We start from the raw sequence: 19,335 nt of genomic DNA on the forward strand, positions 1-19,335 counted from the left end.
CCGGAGATGAGCTCGCCGACTTTCAGTACGTTCATGCTGGTTCCGAGGACTCCGAGGACCGATATCACGAGTGCGATCGAGAGCCCGATCGTAGTGTTCTTGAGCGCGATGAGCCCGCAGATCACGATGAGCATTCCGAGGAAGGCGGGGATCAGCGCCGTCCAGCTGATGAAGCCGGTCACGGCGTAGGAGATGATTCCGACGGAAATGAGCAGGCCGCCAAATGTGAGCGTTGTACGGGGCATTTTCCTCCAGAGGTGGGTGCGAGAGCGGGGATGAGGGAGTTGCGACGCGCAGGAAGCTAGCTCTCGTTCCGTCTTCGGGAGAGGCTGGCGAGGTACTCGTTGTAAGAGTCGAGTTCGGCGTCCTCGGCTTTCTGTCGCTGTCTCGAGGTGCGCACGTCGCGGGCTCGCCAGCGGGACAGGCAGACGATGAGCACTACGAACATCGGCAGCTCCGCGTAGGTCCATACCAGCGTGCCGGCGATCGCCTGGTCGATGACGGGGTCATGGCTGCCTGTGGGGGTGGCGTATGCGCTGAACAGCGGCGTGGCGGTACGAAGGAGGATGAGGCCGAAAATGGCGTGGATCTGGATCTCGACTGCGATGTCGATGAATCGTGCGGCGAAGGAGGGTTGGCGCGGTAGCGGATCGGAGGACCATAGCGGTGTTGCCGAGACGATGCCGAGGATGAGGATTACGACGAGCAGGACGTCGTGGCCGAAGGGGATGCGCATGATGACGCTGATCGCGTCGGTCAGGTAGAGGACCGGGTACAGCAGTATCGCAATGACGATAGCGACCACAGGGTGCAGTGCCGCGCTCCAGAATCGTGAGCGCAGTCCCCCGTGTGCAGCACGGAGGACGAGACGCCCGAGGCCGGTGTGCGGTGTGCTGCGCAGGAGCAGCAGCCCGGGTGACCCTGCGATGAGGAGCGGCGGAACGACGGTCAGCAGGGTGATCTGCTGGAACACCAGCGCTGTGATGGATTCCGTTGCGAGACGGTTCACACCGAACATCGTGATAGCGAAGATCAGGACGCACCCGATCAGGAACGATGCTGTGCGGGCGATCGCCCAACGGCGCCCGCGTCGCCACATCCAGATCGCTCCTCGCAGGTACAGCGCCGCGAGCAGCAGGGCGGCGATGGCGACGGGTGAGCCGGTGAGGGGTTCGAACGTGACCCACTGGTCGATCGGCGGCATAGCGGATTTCCCTTCATCGAGGCGATCAAACGTCGGCGACTTCGGCCGCGGTGGTGGTGCCGGAGCGGGTCAGGTGAGGCCGGAGTAGGAGTGCAGGCCGGGGAAGTACACGTTGACGACGGTGAAGTTGAACAGCACGGCGGCGAATCCGATGATGCACAGCCAGGCTGAGCGGTTGCCTCGCCAGCCGCGGGTGGCGCGGGCGTGGATGTACCCGGCGTAGAGCACCCAGATCACGAATGTCCAGACCTCCTTGGTGTCGAAGCCCCAGTACCGTCCCCAGGAGTCGTTCGCCCAGATCGCTCCGGCGATCAGAGTGAAGGTCCAGAACATGAAGCCGACGATCACGAACCGATAGGCGAGCGTCTCGAGCACCTCGCCGGAGGGCAGGGTACGCAGGAACCCGCCGCGTTGCCCTGCGGATTCAGGGGAAATGCTCGCGCGACGTTCACGGCGGGATTGCAGCAGCTGCGTGACGGAGAGACCGCAAGCGAGGGCGAACAGGGCGGTGGCGAGGGAGGCAACGAAGACGTGAATGACGAGCCAGATGCTCTTGAGCGGGTCCATCAGCGGGACGACCTCGACGTAGAAGCTGAGCGTGGCACCGCCCAACAGCAGCACGATCATGCCCACCAGGAACGCGCCGAGAAATCGCAGGTCATACCGCCGGAGGGCGAGGAGGTAGACGGCGACGATCAGGACCGTCCCAGTGAGCGCGAACTCGTACATGTTCGCCCAGGGAACCCGCTCTGCGGCGATGCCGCGCGCGATGGTCCCGGCGAGCTGGAAGAGGAAGGCGAGCACGGTGAGCGCCGTGCCGATCCTCGCCCACAGCAACCGCGGGCGTTGTGCGGGCGGGACGTGGATGTCGTCCGGCCGCGCCTGTGCGGGCAGAGCCGGAGCATTCGGAGACCCCTGGTCAACGGCGCCGACAAGGGTCGGCGTGCGCTGCTGCTCCAGAGCCGGGTTCGTGCGGGCGGAGCGCTGTGCGAGATCGACCGTGTAAGCGACGAACGCCAGCGCGTAGGTGGCGATGGCTGTCCACACCAGCAGCAGTGAGATGCCATCGAGGGAGAGCGTTTCTGTTCCGGGCATGGTGAGCTCCTTCATACGGACGAGCGATTGCGGATGCGGTGGAGGATCCCGAGCGCGGTCAAGACACCGAGAGCGCCGACCGGGACCAGCACACTGATCCAGGGTCCGAGAATCGTGGCAGGTGTGAGGCCGGTACGCAGGGGGACGGTGGTGATCGCTGCGGAGGCGGTGTCGACGGGGATGGTGGCGACGGTTGTCCCATCGGGGGCGATCACCTGGCTGGTGCCGGTCGTGGAGACGTTGACGATGGCGCGGCCGGTCTCGATCGCGCGCATGCGGGCGAAGGCGAGTTGCTGCAGGTTCTCCGCGGTGCCGCGGAAGTCGGCGTTGTTGGTCTGGAAGACGTACAGCTGGGCCCCCTCGCGTGCGCCGTCCCATATGACCTGGTCGTAGATCACATCGAAGCAGATCGCCAACCCGACTCCGACGTCATCGACAGTGACCAGCGGCGGGAGTGCGCCCGGGGTGTACTCGCGTTGGATCAGTCCGACAAGGTCCGGGACGATCATCTCGTATAGCCAGCGATCGGGGACGTACTCCCCGAACGGGACGGGGTTGATCTTGTCGTGCCGCTGGCGTTCATCAGGCTGCGTGGTCCAGAGCAGGGACGAGTTGAACACATCCCCTCCCCGCGCGGTCGCGGCGTTCATCAGTAGCGGGGCGTCGGCTTCGCGGACGATGCGGTCGAGCGTGGCAGCGGTGGCGGTATCGGCGAGAGGATCATCGTCCACTCCCCCTTCGGGCCAGGCCAGGAGATCCATCGGTTGTCCAAGCAGCGGAGCGGTCGCCTGCGCCTGTGCGGCGAGCACATCACCAGGTTCTCGGGTGTCGAAGTATGCCGCCGGGCCGTTGCCTTGCACCCACCCGACCTCGAACGTGCCCGCGGGCGAGGTCGGGAACTGCGGGGCGAGGAGCAGGAGAGCCATGACAGCGGCGGCCGGAAGGGTGCCGCGCAGGAATCTGAGCCCGCCGGCGCGCGCCCACTGCACGACGCCGGCGCACATCGCGACGAACAGGAAGGAGAGCCCTGTTACGCCCGTCCAGGAGGCGACTTCCGCCATCGGGCTCTCGACGAGCGTCATCCCGATGCGCGCCCAGGGGAACCCGGAGTACGGCCACGAACCGAGAACGACTTCCCTGCCCGCCCACAGGCCGCCAACTAGCAGGGGGATCCCGACCAGCTGCGCTGCACCCCGATGTGGGAGTCGTGCCGCCCACCGGTAGGCGAGGGCGATCAGGACGGCACCGATGCTGAACAGGATCGTCTCCAGACCGGCAAGAGCAATCCACGGAACAGGACCAAGAAACTCTCCCACCCAGATCAGATGGGTGAAGAAGAACACTCCCCCGAAGCCGGCGCCGACCAGCGCTGCCCCGCCGATGCTCCGGCCGACGAGGGTGATCAACGCCAGGGTCACGCCAAGCAGAGCCAGCGGCCACCACCCCACCGGCGGCGAGGCCAGGCTCAGCGCGAGCCCTCCGATGAGCGCGGCGGGAATCGCTGCCCAGAGCGGCAGCCCGCTCGACGAGGAAGAGACGTCGGCGGTGGGCACGGCACCGGCCGCGGGTGTCAGGGACAGTTGCATCGGTCAGGTGTCCTTCTTGCGGAGGGCATCGAGGTAGGCGTTGTAGGCGTCGAGCTCGGGATCGCCATGGGTATCGGCGTACGTGTCGGCCTTGGCGGCACGGGTGGTGTCGTCACGGAACCACCGGTGCATGACGTAGAGGAGCATCACCACGGTGGGTCCTTCCCCGTAGGACCAGGCCAAGCCTCCGGCGAGCCACTGATCGTCCAGCGGGTCGATGCCCAGCGACCTCGTGGGGCCGGCGAAGTGCTCGACGAATAGCGTCGGGCTCATCATCAGGAACACGCCGAAGAAGGCGTGGAGGGCGGCTTCGGCGAACAGGTCCATCGCTCGGCCGGGGTACGTCATCCGCACGGGGAGCGGGTCGTGGGACAGGATCGGGATGGTGAACAGCACGCCGGCTGCGAGGAACGCGATCTCCAGCAGCGGATGCCCGCCCGGGGTCTGCAGGATCGGGTCGGCGAGACCTCCGAGGTAGAGGCCGTAGAACGATATCAGGAATAGCGGCATCGCGACCCAGGGGCTCAGTGCCCATCGTGCGATGCGACTGCGCAGCCCGGCCAGAGCGAGACGGAGGATCACTCGCCCGAACCCGCGATGCGGGGTGGCGCGCAGCAGCAGAGTGCCCGGAGAGCCGAGCACGAGCAGCGGCGGGATGGCCATTAGCAGGGTGAGCTGCTGGAACATGAAGACCGAGAACAGCAGGTACCCGTACCCCTCCACCGCCAGGCCGGTCACGGCGACCAGGACGATGCATCCGAGGAGGAAACACACCGTCCGGGTCACCGACCATCCTCGTCGCTGCCGCCAGAGCCGGATGGCACCGGCCAAGTACAGCACGGCCATGAGCAGGCCGAGCGCCGGCAGCACCGGAGCCGGCGGCAGGATTGGCGTGAGAAACGCCCCCAGCGTCGGCGGTGTGTCGGGAATCCAGTCGTTCATGGTGTGTCATCGGTCGGGGGGGTTCAAGAGTCGATCTCGACGCGGGAGCGGTCGGTGGCTGGGAGTGTCGTGCCGTCAACGGGGCATCTCATCGGTTCTCTCCCGTCTTCGGGGATGAGTCGGAGGTGCCCGTGAGCGCCGCCGTGTGGGCGTCGGCGATGTCGACGACGGCTTTGCGGAGGGTGGGGTCTTCGCCGCGGGCCAGTCCCGCGTACTCGAGGCGGACACCGTCGTCGGTCGGGTGTGCTTTGATCCAGATGCGGCGTCGGGGCACGAAGAGCCCGGCGAAGAGGCCGAGCATCGCGAAGATTGAGAAGGCCAGCACCCATCCGGCGGTCGGGTCGCGCTGGATCTGCAGCGACGCGAATCGCTTGACCGGGTCCTCAGGCGACGCGATCTCCCAGGTGACGGTGCCCCACCCGTTCGGCAGGTCGGCGGTCTCCCCCGGGGTCAGCTCGATGGAGTCCACTCCCGTCGTGCCACCGGTGAGCTGGGTGAGCCCGCCGGTTTCGAGAGTGTATACCGATCGCGGAGTGCCATCGTCGATACCGAGATCGCCGCTGTACACGTTGAAGGTGAGCAGCGGGTTGATGACGTCGCCGTAGATGGAGGTGTAAGCGCCGGAGTCCAGCACACCTGCAGTGGGATAGAAGAACCCCGTCAGACCGACCTGCTCGGGCAGCCCGTCGGGGATCTTGATGATCCCAAGGGAGGTCATGTTCGAGTCCTGCGGGAGGAACGGCTGCGACTCGGTGTACACAAGTTCTCCGGCCGCATCGCGTACGGTGATCGTGGGGGCGTAGCCATTGCCCAGCAGATGGATGCGGTCGCCGGCGACGGAGATGGGATAGTTCACGATCACACTCTCGGCCCGGTCCTGCTCACCGGGGATGCGGACTGTGACGTCGGCGGAGAAGTCTCCCGCCTGCCCAGCCCCCGGCGTGCCAGGAGGCTGATATGTGACCTGGAACTCGTCAAGGGTGAGCGAGTACGGGGCGAGGCCGGTGCCGTCGATGAACCGGCCGGCATCGAACGAGGAGTAGTCGCTGAGAGCGTTGACGAAGGTGGTGCCCTCGACGACGACACGCTGGCCTGTGTAGGAGAAGCCGCCTCCGAGGCCGACGGAGACGAGCACGCCGATCAGCGCGGTGTGGAAGACGAGGTTGCCGGTCTCGCGCAGGTATCCGCGCTCGGCGGACACAGAGAGCGTCCCGCGGCCGTCGTAGCGGTGCACCCGATAGCCGGTGCGCCGCAGCTGCCTCTCAGCGGCATCGACCGCCTCGCGTGCCCGTTCCGCAGGATCGGTGGCCGAAACTGTGCGCTCGTCATAGTCGGCGAGCCGGGACAGGCGCGCCGGCGTGCGGGGAGGCTGGGATCGGAGGGCCTTGTAGTGGTGTTTCGTGCGCGGGGTTACGCATCCGATCAGCGACGTGAACAGCAGCAGGTAGATCGCCGAGAACCATGGCGACAGGTACACGTCGAACAGCCCTATGGCATCCACGATCGGATAGGCCTCGGGGTTCTCGCGCTGCCACTGGATCACCCCGTTGGGGTCAGCGCTGCGCTGCGGGAACAGCGATCCGGGCACGGCGGCGATCGCCAGCAGCAGCAACAACACCAGGGCGGTGCGCATGCTGGTCAGCTGACGCCACGCCCATCTCGCCCACCCCATGATCCCTAACGTCGGCTGGGCGATGGCAGAGTCGTTGCCGTCGGCGTGGTCGTCGGGTCGCAGGGGGTCGACGGGCGCGTCGGTGATGGTCTCAGAGTGGGAGGGGGACATTGATCACCACCTGCTGGAGGGCGGACATCATGACAGTCCACAGCCCGGTCACCATCAGGATGCCGAGGAGGACGAGCATTCCCCCGCCGACGATGTTCAGGGTGCGGATGTGGCCGCGCAGGAATGCGACCGACCGGGATGCCCATCCCCATCCGAGAGCGAGCGCGAGGAAAGGCAGGCCGAGCCCGAGCGAGTAGGCCAGGCCCAGGAGGCCCGCCCGGGCTGGGTCGCCGAGGTTCCAGGAGACCGACAGGATCGCGGCGAGCGTCGGGCCGATGCACGGTGTCCACCCGACGCCGAGGGCGAACCCGAGCAGCGGTGCGCCGAGCAGCCCAGCACGGGTCTGCAGGCGTGGGCGGAGGGTGCGCTGCGCGATCCCGAATAACCCGATGAATACCAGGCCGAGGATGATCACTACGACACCGAACACACGGGTCAGGACGTTCGCATATTGCAGCAGCAACAACCCGAACGTCCCGCCCAGGATCGTCACGGTAACGAACACGACAGTGAACCCGGCTATGAACAGGAACACGCCCAGCAGCAGCCGCATGCGCTCCGCCGTCGCCGCGCCGGTCGACCCGCGTGCGGCGGTGCCGCTCGAGGTGCCGCCGAGGTACCCGAGGTATCCGGGCACCAGAGGCAGCACGCACGGGGAGACGAAGGAGATCAGGCCCGCAAGGGTCGCGATCGGGACCGCGACCCACAGGGCGCCGTCTGCGACGAGATCTCCCGGGTTCATGGTGATTCCCCAAGGACGTCGCGGACGAGGGTGGACAGGATGGATGCGCTCTGCAGCTGCCCGATGATCCGCGCAGCGACCCGCCCCTCCCGGTCGACCACGAGCGTCGTCGGAGTCGCCTGGATCGGGGTGACCTGCGCGAACGCCAACTTGACCTTGCCGTCATTGACGTCGATCACGCTGGGGTAGGTGACGTTGTTGTCCCTGGCGAAGGAGAGCGCTGTGGCGGGCTGGTCGTAGGTGTTCACGCCAAGGAAGGACACGCCCTGGTCCTGGTACTCCTGCCACACCTCCTCCAGCATCGGCGCTTCGACGATGCACGGTCCGCAGGCGGCGTACCAGAAGTTCACGACCAGCACCTCGCCTCGGTAGTCGTCGCCGGAGACTGTCTCCCCGGTCTCGGTGACACCCTCGAAGGCCACCGGGTCGCCCCGCTCTCCCGCTGCGATCTCCTGCACCTGGAAGTCCCCAGAGATGTACCCCTTCTCATCCCCCTCCTGGTACTGCTGCGCCAGGGAGTCGTTCGCGGCGCACCCCGTCAGAGCGATGGCACCCAGGAGTACCGCGACGACAGCGACCATGATCCGGCAGGTCATGGTCGACGCACCTTGATCAGTGCCCCCGCGACCAGAAAAACGATGGCCGCAGCCGGCTGCGCCGCCGCCCAGACCGGACCTGTGAACGGGAAGGGCACGACCGGGTTCCACAGCACGAGGACCGCGACGAACACAGGAATCCACCACCATTGGCGTGCCTGCCCCGCGAACCAGGCCACGATCGCTGCGAGGATCGCTGTCACGAACAGCACCACCTGGAACAGACCGCCGTTCGTCCACAGCGGAGCGGTGAACAGCACGGCCGCAGCCAACAGTCCCGGTGCCAGAGCATTGCGCTGGAAGGTGGACGGGGTGCGTTGCTTCGCGCTCATGCGGCACCTGCTTCCACTCGTGCCGAGCGAGCCGGCTCGACCGTGCGCCGTCGGGTCCAGGTCACCCCGAGAAGGAGGACGACGCCGATACCGAGGGCGATGTCGGCGAGGTTCCCGATGAACAGGTTCCCGTAGGCGAGGAAGTCGGTCACATGCCCGACGCCGAACCCGGGTGGTGAGAACAGCCGGTCGATCAAGTTCCCTAGTGCGCCGCCCAGGATGAACCCGAACGCCACCGCGAACTCTGCCGTGCGTGCACGGCTCGCCGCGAGAAACACCCAGACCACCGCTCCGACTCCGACCAGGGTGATCACGCCAGTAAACCCGGACCCGAGGGAGAGGATCGCACCCGGATTGAACGCGAGCTGGAGGCCGAACAGGTCACCCAGGAGCGGGATACGAGTCTCCTCGCTCAGCGTCGCGAGAGCAGCCGCCTTCGTGGCCTGATCGATCACCACGATCCCCGCCGCCACAAGGGCAGTCACCGCGAGATATCGCGCCCGGTTAGGACTCATCAGTGTTCTCCTTTCCCTGCTGTGCCGCACGATCACGACGGCGCCGGTTACGACCGGCCATGACCATCAGCAGTGCTGAGCTGCCCAGGAGGGCAACTCCCCCGGTGATGACCAGAATGGGGAGGGCCGCGAGATCCGCGCTCGGTTGGCTGTGGATGTCTCCGTTCCCGGACGCAGCACTCGGCGTCGCGGTCTCCGTACCCTCCTCCGATGGAGAAGGGCTACTCACCGGCGTGGGACTACTCGTGGGGGTGGGGCTGCTCGTCAGCGTCCCCGTCGGCTCCACCATGAACGTGTACTCGTCGCTGATCGGATGCCCGTCGCTGGACACCACCCGCCACCTCACCGTGACCTCGCCGACGACCGACCCGTCGGACAGGTCCTGTGTGACCGTCGCCTCGAGGACCTCGGGGGCGCCGTTGGCGAGGTTGCTGCCATCTTCCGCGAGGACCTCGATCACCGTCGCACCCTCAAGCCCCTGCGGCTCACCTGTGAAAGTGAGGGAGATCTCCGCCGGGACACCAGGTGTGGTTGCGGAGGCTTCGGGGTAGGTGGAGAGCAGTTCGTCGTGAGCGGCGGCGGGACTCGCCGTGCCGAACACGGTTCCGCCGATGATCAGCAGGGCAGACAAGCTAGCAAACGCGGCGAAGCCACGGCCGCGCCTATCCGACGTTCGAGAGGTCGAAAGCCCTCGACGGTGGATGGATCTCATGGATTCTGCTTTCTTCATGGGCGTTCGATGATGCGAAGGGCGATGGTCGTGGCATCCCGCCGGACCCCTGAGATGGTGTCCGAGCCCCCACCGCCGTACTGGGGGATCCCGGCGACGAACAATCCCGGCAGCCCGGTCATCGTCCGCTGGGGAGAATCGGTCCGGGCGTCATCCGGTAGCCAGTCGTCACCAGGGTCGAATCCGGTCGCGAGAATCACGGACCCCGGCGTTGCCACTGTTCCGTCGACGAAGGTGACAGCGCTCCTCCCCGCCTTTGCCACTGCAGGGCAGATGCTGACGCCAACATCACGCAATTGTTCGTAGCTGTCCCCGAATACCGGCTCCGGTCGCGACCCCCGGGCAAAGAGTTGCCTGCGCAGGTACCGCGATGCCTGCTGGTGCCTACGAGCCGTGCGAACAGCCAAGGTCACCGCATGCGACGGTGCGAGTTCACGGGCCAACTGCACACCACTGTTCCCGCCGCCGACGATGAGCACATCGTCCGTGGGAATCTGCAGCGGATACAGATATTCGCTGCTGTGCAGCACAACCCCGGGCACCTGAAGCTCCGCCGCCCATGTCGGGGTGCGCGGATGTGTGGCGGCACCCGTTGCGCACACGACGTTTCGGGTCTGCACCTCGCCTTCCGTGGTCGACAGGTGCAAGACCGAGCCGGACCCGCGCCGCTCCACACCTGTCGCCCGGACACCCCAGAGGGTCTTCACGCCGAGATCGCCCTCGACATCGCTGAGGTATTCGATCATCTCGTCGGCACGCGGCCGACGTCGCTGATCGCCCGGAAAGGGCAGGCCCGGCAGAGCGCTGTGAGAGGCGTGGCTAAGAAGCACCATCGAGTGCCACCGGGAAGCCCAGCTGCGCACGCCTGGTGGAGCTTCGTCGATCACGACGAAATCCTGCTGGGGCTGCAGCCCTTTCGTGATCAGGGCGGCCGCCACGGCGAGACCGGCCTGACCGCTGCCGACGATGATCACTCGTCTATGCGACAGTCCTGTCCGCATTACTCGCCACCGTTCACCGCTGCTTCAATGGCATTCTCGAGATCGTCCAGCTGCTGCAAATCGACCTGCTCACCCTCGAGGAAGAATGTCGGCGTGCTATTGACGCCGAGCTCCTGCCCCGCGTTGAAGTCGAACTCGACACGTTCCAATGTGGCGGGATCCGCGATGGCAGCGTCGTACGCAGCCATGTCCAGGCCGATCTCCTCAGCGAAACCCCGAAAGAGATCAGCACGGGATTCCTGAGCCTCGCCCCACTCCGTCTGCGTCTCGAACAGTCGGCTGTACATCTCCTCCAGCCGATCCTGCTGGGCAGCAGCCTCCGCGGCCAACGCCGCGTTCTGTGAGTTGAAATGCCCGGGAAGCGGGAAGTACCGCACCACGTAGGTGATCTCCCCCGCGTACTTGACCCGCAATTCCTCCACGATCGGGTAGAACATCCCGCAGGCCTCGCACTCGAAATCGAGGAACTCCACGACCTCGACAGCACCCTCCCCACCGTCGTCGAGGATGTGCGAACTAGCGTCAACAACCGCGGGAGGCGGGGCTGTCTGCCCGTCCGGTATCTCGGCTGAAGGGGCGGTCGGGCCTTGGCTGTTGATCACCACATAGATGATCGCGGCCACGACAAGGGCGACGACGATCCCCGCGCTAATCAGGATCGGCCGCCAGTTGAAAGCGGGATCGCGCGGCTTTCCAGAAGGGTTCATCCAGTACTCCAAACAAGAACAATCGGCATGGAACAGGCACCGGGCAGGTACCCGGGTGCACGGAGCCGTCCACACGAGACGGCATGCCAAATATCAGGTTCGGGAAAGACCCAACTGTGCCAGCGACAATGTGCCGGCCCGAGCAACGATGATGCGCACCGGGACGAGTGAGAGTGCCATCCATCGAGGGGCGAGATATGCGACCCCCCGGTGGCGCGAAACCATCCGAGCAAAGATCACGAGGACAAGTCCGCACAACATGCCGAGGGCGCACAGCGCTGCCCCGACGAGGACCCCCGCCATCGAGGCATCGGCGGCTTCCAGGTGCTCGTCGACGGTACTCCCGGTCTCTCCCGAAGCAACGTGCGGATCGAGGAGTGTGCTCGCCACGAGTAGTGAAGACGAGGCCCCTTCACTCTCGGAATGCGATGCACCCGCTGCCCCCAGAAGCAGGAGGAGAGCCAAGCCGACTGCCGTAATGATCCTCGTTATCAGAAGCTGCTCACTGAGCACCCTTGAGGGTTGCACTTGAGCCGAGGAGATCATCTCCCCAAGGGTACCGTGCCGACCTTCTGAGTCTCCTCCATGTACGCGGATCCAGCTCTCTAAGCAGATGCTGTGAAAGCGCATCCCAATTTGACCTAAGCGAATCGGACTATCTACCGTTACAGATCAGTAACGATCGGGTCTGCGATCGAGATAAGTATTCTGCTCTACCGGAAGGATCACGATCATTTCTGGGTTACCCGAGCGCGCATCCGAAAAGGCGACGACGACGTCGACAGACCCCGGCTTCCCCGATCGCCCCCTCCTTCGTCGCGATCTCCGCGGCCAAGGCCGCCCGGTGTCACAGGAAGCTCCGACGACCCGCCATGCCCCCGTCATCCCGCGGCACGGAACTGAAGCCCCCGTACAGGCAGTGTCTGCGACACCTCCCCACCGCCCGCGCGCCCGGAGCTCGTGGGCTCGAGCGAAGGCACTCGGAGCCGTCCTCGCCGTCAGCGTGTTGATCACCGGCGCCGCCCTTCCGGGAATATCCGACGCAGAACCGGAGCAGGTAGAGGCCGCGGCCACCGTTGACGCACAGTCCTACACCGCAGGCGAAAACATCCGGGTCGAGGTCTTGCCTCGCGGGGACTTCTCCGCAACGACAGAGAAGGAGATCGCCGCGTCGCGCGCGCAGGCGATCGCTGCCGCCGTCGCATCTGGCCGGCCCCTCTCGACAGCTGTGAACCTGCCAACAGCTCAACAGGTTCTCATGCCGTTACCCTCCGGAACCTACTCGGTCAGCGACGGGTTCGGTGCCTCTCGTCCGGGTCGCTCGCACATGGGTCAAGATCTCGCGGCGTCAGTCGGGACGCCCATCTATGCGGCTGTCGAAGGCTGTGTTTCGCTCTCAACCGAGAGCAACAGTGGCTACGGCGTGAGCATTCAGGTCGAGAGCCTGTTCAACGGAGAGACAGTCAGCACCCTCTACTCACATCTGAACGGCGGGACCCGCGCGGTAGAAGTCGGGGACTGCGTCGCTCCCGGCCAGTATCTCGGCGACGTCGGCTCCACCGGCTACGTCTTCGGATCCTGCCTGCATTTCGAGGTCGACATCAACGGTCGCCCCATCGATCCCATGCCGTGGCTCAGGAAGAACGTGCAGTGAGATCAGTTCAGCTCCGGAAAAGGGGCTGAACAATCATCGACCTGCTGAGGCCGAACAGCGCGCCGACGCCCGTGGGGAGAAAGGATGGTCCGCCCGGGGCATACCTCCTCAGCGGCCGCAGCACACTACTGGGCCACTCCGCATCTCGTACACTCGCGGCGTGGGCTATGTCGGTGAGCCCGAAGCCAACGTCTCGCAGAACCCAGGGCAGTGCACAGCAGGATGCGGGACACTATCGGGATATGGAACGCTTCTGGTGCCGCAATTCAGGTGGTGGCCTTCATGTTTTCTCGGCTGGGACGACCCCGCAAAGGAGAAAACCGTCTGGGACTCTGCCTCACCGCGCTACGCCCCTATCTGAACTGACCGAACATACCCCACCTGAGCAGACGTATCAACGGGCAACTCTTCATCGCCCAACAGAAAGTGAGCACACCATGACCAGAGAACGTACCGCGACCGATTCATTCGCTGACATCAGAGAACTGTTCGAGAGCAAGCTCGACGGCAACCAAGAGCTGGGCGCGTCGATCGCGCTCGATATCGACGGCCAGCGGGTTTTCGGTTTCTGGCGCGGCTACCGCAATCCCGAGCGGATCAACCCCTGGACTCGCGACACCATCATGAACGCCTTCTCGACTACCAAGCTCGCCACTGCCCTGACAGTGCTCGCGCTCACCGACCGCTGACAGCGCGCCGTGCGCCGCTTCGCGGCTACGCGAGAGGACTCATTCGAGGCCAGGCATGACCTGCCGCTCCCTCCGCCGCTCGGGGTCACGCTCTCCTACCCAGCGATCCAGATACCAGGTGACATCGCGGCCATCGAGATGGTGCGCACGATTCCGTCAAGCCGTACCGTTTTCCGGCATGTGAAGGTGATCAATGTCGTCGAGGGCTCTTGCGCCTTCGAGACCGCAGAGAGCATGCACATCCTGCGCCCGGGCATGTCGCTGGCACTCGGCACCGGCAAGTGGTGCCGAGTTTGGCCAGCACCCACAGCACGAATCTGGGCCATCAATGCGATCCTCGACGCCCCCGGTGCCGTCATCACCACCTCCACCCGGCCGGACAATCTCACCGCGACGCTGAAGACACGTCAACGCGTCGGACCCGTCGCGGTGTTCGATCCGCAGCGCCTCGCCGACGGGCTTCCCGCGGGGATGAAGTGGTCTCCGGTGCGGGGATGCGAAGACCCTCTGACGGCGATGATCCGGGCCACTGGACTTGCGACGGCTACGAACTTCGGGTCCGTGTCCGGCGGTGACTTCTGGCAGGGGAAGACCGCGGCCGCCATCCAAGGGCTCCTCCATGCTGCGGCGCTGGATGGACGGGACGCGGCGACGCTGTATCAGTGGGCGTTGAACCCGACTGCTGCAGCGGATGCGGTACGGGTCCTGCAGTCCCACCCGCAGGCGGCGCCCGGCTGGGCGGACTCGCTCGACGCGATGCTGCAAGCAGACCCCAAGACGCGCGACTCGATCTGGCAGGGCGTCTCCCTCGCGTTCAGCGCATTCGCCGATCCGCGGGTGCTGGCGGCGGTGACACCGGGTCCGCGGGACCGGTTCGACCCGGAGACGTTCATCCGGTCTCGCGGCACTCTCTATCTCCTCGCCACCGGTGCCGGCGCGGGGGCATCTTCGGCGTTGGTGGCGGCATTCATCGAGGACCTGGTGGAGACCGCCCGGAAGATCGCCGCGACCTCTGCCGGTACGCGGTTGGACCCGCCGATGCTTCTCGCCCTCGACGAGATCGGCAACCTCGCGCCGTTGCCGTCCTTGCCCACGCTCATGGCGGAAGGCGGCGGCACGGGCATCACCACTCTGCCGGTGCTGCAATCGCTCGCCCAGGCGCGGGAGAAGTGGGGGGAGAACAACGCCAACGCGCTGTGGGACGCGTCGATCGTGAAGGTCATCCTCGGCGGCGCGTCGAACTCGCGAGACTTGCAGGACCTCTCGGCGCTGATCGGAGAGCGAGACGAGATCACCGACTCGGTCACCATCGGCGAGCAAGGACACCGGTCCGCGCAACGTTCGATCCGGCGGGTCGCGATCATGCCCCCGGACGTGATCCGCACCCTGCCGTTCGGGATCGGGGTGGTGATGCTCCGCACCGCCCGGCCCATCATTACTGATCTGCGCGCCTGGCCGACACGCAAAGATGCTGCTCAACTGAGCCACGACCGGAAGGAGATCGAGAAGCTCCTGCGCCGATCCTGACTCGGCGCGGGCTCGCGCCTGGGTCTGGACCACGCACCTGTCTGGTGTCTCCGCTGTACCGCGGGACACCAGACAGTTCGTTGTTATCAGGAAGGACCTCAGTTCTCATGGCGATCAAGACCTCGCAGGCGATCAACGGCTTCATCTCCGCCGACCCCCGCCTCACCTTCTCCGAATCCGGGCAGGCACGCTTCTACGCGCGCGTCGGCATCAACCACTACGAGCCCCAGCAGGACGGGTCGTTTCGCAAGCTCGACCCGACCTATCACGACCTGATCCAGTTCGGGAAGTCCGCCGAGATGTCGGCAGACCGGTACGTCAAGGGCGACGAGATCGTCGCTCAGGGCTACACCCGCGAGTACACCCGCGACGTCAACGGCGAGGAGCGCACCGACGAGCAGTTCGTCGCCAAGCGCATCGCTCCCGATCCGAACATCACCGACTTCACGATCGACCGGCGGCCCGCCGCCGAGCGTCAGGTGGAACGCGAAGCGGAACGTGAGGTCGAGCGTGAGGAGCCCGACCGAGCAGCACAGCTCGGCTCGCCCACTCCGACCGCGTCGCGGGAGACGGAAGCACCCGCGATGGAAGCCGTCGGCCGGTAACGACTCAGGAGGACAGCGACGTGGCCGACACGGACCCGACCCACGACCCCGAACCGGGCGACCCGGATGTGGACTTCGAGCCCGAGACCGACGAGCCCGACATCGAGGACTCCGGCGACGGTCCCGACGAGGGCGAGACCGGGGAGGGCGGCAGCCCGGCAGGCACGGGCGGGAGCGATGATCTCCCGCCCGTGCCTCGTCCGATCAACTGGCGCACCCTGTCTTCCGACGACGCCGAACATGAGTGGCTCGACCTCAACGAGTGGGTGAACTGGCTACGACACGAGTTCGCCCTTCCCGCCCAGATCATTCCGCCGATGTGGCACCGTCATCGCGAGCTCGTCTGGGAGCTCTCCGCGCTCTACACCCGGTGGCTGGGCTGTTACGACCCTGAGCAGGACGCCGCCGGCCCCATCTCGTTCATGACCGACTTCGCCGCCGCGCGCACCAGGCTCCGCGAGTGGGTGCAGATCGCCGGCACCCGGCTCGATCGCGACCGTCCCTCCCGGCAGACGGTGTGGCCCGGCGAAGATCCGATCTCGGCAGGCGAAGAGACCCCGATCACCGATCGGGACGAGGACTTCGTCGACTTCGTCGTCGAGGACGTCACCCGTCGCGCGGAGGCGGAGGCCGCGTTCCTGCGCGGCGAGCCGTAGAGCATGTCCCCAGGAGCACATGGATGTGGGCGGGTCCTTTCGGACTCGCCCACATCCATGCGCTCACTTCGCGGATGGCATCTCGATGAGCAACTTCTCGCGAAGCTCGTCCGCGTCGACCCGAATCAGTCGGCCCACCCGGTAGCCGTGCACGGTGCCATCCGAAATGCGGCGACGCAGCGTCTTGATGGACACTCCGTACGTCTCAGCGGCAACCGCCAACGAGACCAGCGTGAGCGCCGAGGACTGTGAACGATCATGAACGGCCACGGGCCTACCTCCCTTGTTGATGAACTCTTTCCCCACATAGGTGTCCATGGCTGTCCCACGGCGACTCTCACACCTTCCTCGTCGCGTTGATCTGTTCCGCGACACGATCGCTCATGCGATCGGCGAGCTCGCGATCGCGGGCCATCGTGGCGTGCTGGTAGCGGAGGACGACTCGGATGTCGGCGTGTCCGCCGCGGCGCATCAGCTCTGCGAGCGTGGCGCCTTCCTGGGCGAAGATCGTCAGGCCCGTGTGACGGAGGTCGTGGAAGCGGAATCGCGGCCGGAGATCCGCGACACCGTCTCGAGCATCCGCCCAGACGTATCCCCAGCGCGTGTTCGACAGCGGGACGCTGCCGCGGATGTTCGTCGGGATCAGTGGCGCCTTGGCTTCGGTCGCCACGTTGTCCCGCAAGTGGTCTCTGAGCCGGTCGATCATGAGCTTCGGGATGCTGAGCGTCCGCCTTCCCGCGTCGCTCTTCAACCGCTCCGAGTAGTCGCCGGTGTTCGCGTTCAGTTGCCGGCGCACATGCAGGGTCGCGGTAGCGTCGTCGTGCCACTCGATGTCCCTGCGCTGCAGCCCCAGGCACTCTCCGCGGCGCAGCTGGCACCATGCGGCGAAGAGCACCATGATCGCCCAGTGATCCGGCGTCGCCGCATACAGGGCCTCGACCTGTTCCGGGCTCGCGACATCTTCGTCCTCGTCGTGGTCGGCATCGTGCCGCACAGCCTCCTGCTTCGGGATCGAGATGTTCGGCGCAGCCGGGATGATCCCCTCGCGGGCTGCCTGACGCAAGATCATCATGAGCACGATCAGCACCGGTCGCGTGATGCCGTTGAACTTCGACTTCGGATTCAACGGCGAGGGGATCGCGTCGAGGCGATCGGTCATCTCTCGGATGCGCGCCTCGTCGATCTGCCGTACCGGTGTGTCTTCGAACTCCGGGACGAGGTAGCCGTCGACCTTGCTCTTGTAGGAGCGCACAGTGGCGATGGCGCGTTTCCTCCCGCTGCGGTTCGGCTGCGTGCGGATCAAGGCAACCCACCGGTCCGCGTACTCGGAGAATCCGATGGATCGCGCCTTCTCCGCTTCCGCCACCACACGGCGGCGAGCGGCGACCACCGAAGGCGGCTCCCACTGCTGACGGGCGATCTTCGTGTGGACGCTGGCGAGCCACGCACGCGCGTCGGTCTTCGTGAGGAACGTCAGCGGCTTGTCGTCCTCTGTCCGGGCGGTGTACATCTCACCGTCGGGTGCGGGGTAGCGGGCCTGCCACCGGCCGGAGGGGAGCTTGCGAAGGCTCCCCCAGCTCTCACGCCTGACTGCTGCTGTCTCCCGGGTCTTGGTGGCGCTCATCGTGTCCTCCGCTGGTCTCGAGCGTACTCACGCGAACCGTCGTGCCACTCCGTGCCACAAGAGGCCAGGAATCCCCAAAACTGGCTTCCCACCTGGCCTTTCTTGTCGCACTTGACATGCCCTATGGCACGCTGTGGCACGAGGTCGGTGGCACGCCAGGACCGAATTTCGGCCGACGGACCACCCCGCTCTCTCCTGGAAGGTGCGGGCGTGCCACCCGCGTGCCACACCCAACGACTGCTGACGTCCATATCCGTCCTCCTCTGTTCTCAGGAAGGCGGCACAAAAAGAGGCCCGGATCTGCAGAAACCTGCAGATCCGGGCCTCCCATCAGCCCTTTTCCGGGCCGGACGAGAACCGGTGCTTTAGAAGTCCCAGTCCTCGTCCTCGGTCTGCTCGTGCTTGCCGATGACGTACGACGAGCCCGAGCCGCTGAAGAAGTCGTGGTTCTCGTCGGCGTTCGGCGACAGGGCCGAGAGGATCGCCGGGTTCACGGCCGTGACGCTCGAGGGGAACATCGCCTCGTAGCCCAGGTTCATGAGGGCCTTGTTGGCGTTGTAGTGCAGGAACTTCTTGACGTCCTCGGTCAGGCCGACCTGGTCGTAGAGGTCCTGCGTGTACTGCACCTCGTTGTCGTAGAGCTCGTACATCAGCGAGAACGTGTAGTCCTTGATCTCGTCGCGCTTGGCCTGGTCGACCTGCTCGAGACCCTTCTGGAACTTGTAGCCGATGTAGTAGCCGTGCACGGCCTCGTCGCGGATGATGAGCCGGATGAGGTCGGCCGTGTTCGTGAGCTTCGCCCGCGAAGACCAGTGCATCGGCAGGTAGAAGCCCGAGTAGAACAGGAAGCTCTCGAGCAGGGTCGAGGCGACCTTGCGCTTGAGCGGCTCGTCGCCCCGGTAGTACTCCATGACGATCTGCGCCTTGCGCTGCAGGTTGGGGTTCTCGACCGACCAGCGGAACGCCTCGTCGATCTCCTGCGTCGAGCACAGCGTCGAGAAGATCGACGAGTAGCTCTTGGCGTGCACCGACTCCATGAACGCGATGTTCGTGTAGACGGCCTCCTCGTGCGGCGTGAGGGCGTCGGGGATCAGCGATACGGCACCCACGGTGCCCTGGATCGTGTCGAGCAGCGTGAGACCCGTGAACACGCGCATCGTGAGCTGCTGCTCCTCGGGCGTGAGCGTGTTCCACGACTGGATGTCGTTGGAGAGGGGGATCTTCTCGGGCAGCCAGAAGTTGCCCGTGAGGCGGTTCCACACCTCCACGTCCTTGTCGTCCTGGATGCGGTTCCAGTTGATCGCCTGGACGTGGTCCAGGAGCTTGACTGCTTCAGTCATCACACTT

General features: G+C 65.7%; 21 protein-coding genes and 1 pseudogene. 5 read left to right on the top strand and 17 right to left on the bottom strand.

Annotated elements, in window-relative coordinates:
- From ACODR5_RS11140 to ACODR5_RS11205, 14 genes and pseudogenes are all read right to left on the bottom strand, one after another.
- Nucleotides 1-182 (bottom strand): annotated as a pseudogene (locus ACODR5_RS11140) (hypothetical protein); the annotation flags it as partial.
- 119 nt (nt 183-301) lie between these two features.
- Entirely contained in the window at nt 302-1,204 is a 903-nt protein-coding gene (locus tag ACODR5_RS11145) for a cytochrome c oxidase assembly protein (RefSeq protein ID WP_115261558.1), read from the bottom strand.
- Nucleotides 1,205-1,273: 69 nt separating this feature from the next.
- Complete coding sequence (gene ccsB / locus ACODR5_RS11150; protein ID WP_155049580.1) at nt 1,274-2,299, bottom strand: c-type cytochrome biogenesis protein CcsB; 1,026 nt, start codon at nt 2,297-2,299, stop codon at nt 1,274-1,276.
- A gap of 11 nt (nt 2,300-2,310) precedes the next feature.
- The gene (lnt, locus tag ACODR5_RS11155; protein ID WP_155049581.1) at nt 2,311-3,885 is read right to left on the bottom strand and encodes an apolipoprotein N-acyltransferase; all 1,575 of its coding nucleotides are present in this window, start codon (nt 3,883-3,885) and stop codon (nt 2,311-2,313) included.
- 3 nt (nt 3,886-3,888) lie between these two features.
- A complete protein-coding gene (locus ACODR5_RS11160; RefSeq protein WP_155049582.1) occupies nt 3,889-4,827 on the bottom strand; it encodes a cytochrome c oxidase assembly protein in 939 nt (312 codons plus the stop codon).
- Nucleotides 4,828-4,915: 88 nt separating this feature from the next.
- Complete coding sequence (gene resB, locus ACODR5_RS11165) at nt 4,916-6,610, bottom strand: cytochrome c biogenesis protein ResB (protein WP_488983675.1); 1,695 nt, start codon at nt 6,608-6,610, stop codon at nt 4,916-4,918.
- The gene (locus ACODR5_RS11170; RefSeq protein WP_488983676.1) at nt 6,591-7,352 is read right to left on the bottom strand and encodes a cytochrome c biogenesis CcdA family protein; all 762 of its coding nucleotides are present in this window, start codon (nt 7,350-7,352) and stop codon (nt 6,591-6,593) included. Before ACODR5_RS11170 ends, resB begins: the two co-directional genes overlap by 20 nt.
- Entirely contained in the window at nt 7,349-7,948 is a 600-nt protein-coding gene (locus tag ACODR5_RS11175) for a TlpA family protein disulfide reductase (protein WP_155049585.1), read from the bottom strand. The genes ACODR5_RS11170 and ACODR5_RS11175 overlap by 4 nt, the downstream gene beginning before the upstream one ends.
- The gene (locus ACODR5_RS11180) at nt 7,945-8,280 is read right to left on the bottom strand and encodes a DUF6804 family protein (RefSeq protein WP_155049586.1); all 336 of its coding nucleotides are present in this window, start codon (nt 8,278-8,280) and stop codon (nt 7,945-7,947) included. Before ACODR5_RS11180 ends, ACODR5_RS11175 begins: the two co-directional genes overlap by 4 nt.
- Nucleotides 8,277-8,795: a signal peptidase II gene (locus ACODR5_RS11185; RefSeq protein ID WP_155049587.1), complete on the bottom strand. Its 519-nt coding sequence runs from the start codon at nt 8,793-8,795 to the stop codon at nt 8,277-8,279. Before ACODR5_RS11185 ends, ACODR5_RS11180 begins: the two co-directional genes overlap by 4 nt.
- On the bottom strand, nt 8,785-9,507 hold the full coding sequence (locus tag ACODR5_RS11190; protein WP_313480347.1) for a copper resistance CopC family protein: 723 nt from the start codon (nt 9,505-9,507) through the stop codon (nt 8,785-8,787). The genes ACODR5_RS11185 and ACODR5_RS11190 overlap by 11 nt, the downstream gene beginning before the upstream one ends.
- A gap of 14 nt (nt 9,508-9,521) precedes the next feature.
- Nucleotides 9,522-10,499, bottom strand: coding sequence for a flavin-containing monooxygenase (locus ACODR5_RS11195; protein ID WP_368732927.1), 978 nt, complete (start codon nt 10,497-10,499; stop codon nt 9,522-9,524).
- A gap of 26 nt (nt 10,500-10,525) precedes the next feature.
- On the bottom strand, nt 10,526-11,245 hold the full coding sequence (locus ACODR5_RS11200) for a DsbA family protein (RefSeq protein WP_449854814.1): 720 nt from the start codon (nt 11,243-11,245) through the stop codon (nt 10,526-10,528).
- A gap of 81 nt (nt 11,246-11,326) precedes the next feature.
- Complete coding sequence (locus ACODR5_RS11205; RefSeq protein ID WP_488983677.1) at nt 11,327-11,623, bottom strand: hypothetical protein; 297 nt, start codon at nt 11,621-11,623, stop codon at nt 11,327-11,329.
- 613 nt (nt 11,624-12,236) lie between these two features.
- Between ACODR5_RS11205 and ACODR5_RS11210 the strand changes: the two genes are divergently transcribed.
- From ACODR5_RS11210 to ACODR5_RS11230, 5 genes are all read left to right on the top strand, one after another.
- The gene (locus tag ACODR5_RS11210) at nt 12,237-12,887 is read left to right on the top strand and encodes a M23 family metallopeptidase (protein WP_449854813.1); all 651 of its coding nucleotides are present in this window, start codon (nt 12,237-12,239) and stop codon (nt 12,885-12,887) included.
- Nucleotides 12,888-13,324: 437 nt separating this feature from the next.
- The gene (locus ACODR5_RS11215) at nt 13,325-13,576 is read left to right on the top strand and encodes a serine hydrolase (RefSeq protein WP_179430654.1); all 252 of its coding nucleotides are present in this window, start codon (nt 13,325-13,327) and stop codon (nt 13,574-13,576) included.
- A gap of 9 nt (nt 13,577-13,585) precedes the next feature.
- Nucleotides 13,586-15,103 carry a type IV secretory system conjugative DNA transfer family protein gene (locus ACODR5_RS11220; protein WP_488983678.1) on the top strand — a complete coding sequence of 506 codons (1,518 nt, stop codon included), beginning with the start codon at nt 13,586-13,588 and terminating at the stop codon, nt 15,101-15,103.
- A 107-nt stretch (nt 15,104-15,210) separates the two neighbouring features.
- The gene (locus ACODR5_RS11225) at nt 15,211-15,708 is read left to right on the top strand and encodes a single-stranded DNA-binding protein (protein WP_488983679.1); all 498 of its coding nucleotides are present in this window, start codon (nt 15,211-15,213) and stop codon (nt 15,706-15,708) included.
- A gap of 20 nt (nt 15,709-15,728) precedes the next feature.
- Nucleotides 15,729-16,364 (top strand): hypothetical protein, encoded by a 636-nt coding sequence (locus ACODR5_RS11230; RefSeq protein WP_488983680.1) that lies wholly within the window; start codon nt 15,729-15,731, stop codon nt 16,362-16,364.
- 63 nt (nt 16,365-16,427) lie between these two features.
- Here ACODR5_RS11230 and ACODR5_RS11235 read toward each other — a convergent pair whose 3' ends face one another.
- The 3 genes from ACODR5_RS11235 to nrdF form a co-directional block, all read right to left on the bottom strand.
- Nucleotides 16,428-16,682, bottom strand: a complete 255-nt coding sequence (locus ACODR5_RS11235; RefSeq protein WP_246285956.1) for a helix-turn-helix domain-containing protein — start codon at nt 16,680-16,682, stop codon at nt 16,428-16,430.
- 19 nt (nt 16,683-16,701) lie between these two features.
- The gene (locus ACODR5_RS11240) at nt 16,702-17,988 is read right to left on the bottom strand and encodes a tyrosine-type recombinase/integrase (protein WP_488983681.1); all 1,287 of its coding nucleotides are present in this window, start codon (nt 17,986-17,988) and stop codon (nt 16,702-16,704) included.
- A 365-nt stretch (nt 17,989-18,353) separates the two neighbouring features.
- Nucleotides 18,354-19,328, bottom strand: a complete 975-nt coding sequence (gene nrdF, locus ACODR5_RS11245; RefSeq protein ID WP_460818161.1) for a class 1b ribonucleoside-diphosphate reductase subunit beta — start codon at nt 19,326-19,328, stop codon at nt 18,354-18,356.
- Nucleotides 19,329-19,335 lie beyond the last annotated feature (7 nt).

The sequence above is a fragment of the Microbacterium sp. FG3 genome, assembly GCF_057809335.1.

Bases quoted from the DNA above. Each gene is read 5' to 3' on its own strand.
- ACODR5_RS11145 (WP_115261558.1), bottom strand. From the start codon at position 1,204: ATGCCGCCGATCGACCAGTGGGTCACGTTCGAACCCCTCACCGGCTCA.
- ccsB (WP_155049580.1), bottom strand. From the start codon at position 2,299: ATGCCCGGAACAGAAACGCTCTCCCTCGATGGCATCTCACTGCTGCTG.
- lnt (WP_155049581.1), bottom strand. From the start codon at position 3,885: ATGCAACTGTCCCTGACACCCGCGGCCGGTGCCGTGCCCACCGCCGAC.
- ACODR5_RS11160 (WP_155049582.1), bottom strand. From the start codon at position 4,827: ATGAACGACTGGATTCCCGACACACCGCCGACGCTGGGGGCGTTTCTC.
- resB (WP_488983675.1), bottom strand. From the start codon at position 6,610: ATGTCCCCCTCCCACTCTGAGACCATCACCGACGCGCCCGTCGACCCC.
- ACODR5_RS11170 (WP_488983676.1), bottom strand. From the start codon at position 7,352: ATGAACCCGGGAGATCTCGTCGCAGACGGCGCCCTGTGGGTCGCGGTC.
- ACODR5_RS11175 (WP_155049585.1), bottom strand. From the start codon at position 7,948: ATGACCTGCCGGATCATGGTCGCTGTCGTCGCGGTACTCCTGGGTGCC.
- ACODR5_RS11180 (WP_155049586.1), bottom strand. From the start codon at position 8,280: ATGAGCGCGAAGCAACGCACCCCGTCCACCTTCCAGCGCAATGCTCTG.
- ACODR5_RS11185 (WP_155049587.1), bottom strand. From the start codon at position 8,795: ATGAGTCCTAACCGGGCGCGATATCTCGCGGTGACTGCCCTTGTGGCG.
- ACODR5_RS11190 (WP_313480347.1), bottom strand. From the start codon at position 9,507: ATGAGATCCATCCACCGTCGAGGGCTTTCGACCTCTCGAACGTCGGAT.
- ACODR5_RS11215 (WP_179430654.1), top strand. From the start codon at position 13,325: ATGACCAGAGAACGTACCGCGACCGATTCATTCGCTGACATCAGAGAA.
- ACODR5_RS11225 (WP_488983679.1), top strand. From the start codon at position 15,211: ATGGCGATCAAGACCTCGCAGGCGATCAACGGCTTCATCTCCGCCGAC.
- ACODR5_RS11235 (WP_246285956.1), bottom strand. From the start codon at position 16,682: ATGGACACCTATGTGGGGAAAGAGTTCATCAACAAGGGAGGTAGGCCC.
- ACODR5_RS11240 (WP_488983681.1), bottom strand. From the start codon at position 17,988: ATGAGCGCCACCAAGACCCGGGAGACAGCAGCAGTCAGGCGTGAGAGC.
- nrdF (WP_460818161.1), bottom strand. From the start codon at position 19,328: ATGACTGAAGCAGTCAAGCTCCTGGACCACGTCCAGGCGATCAACTGG.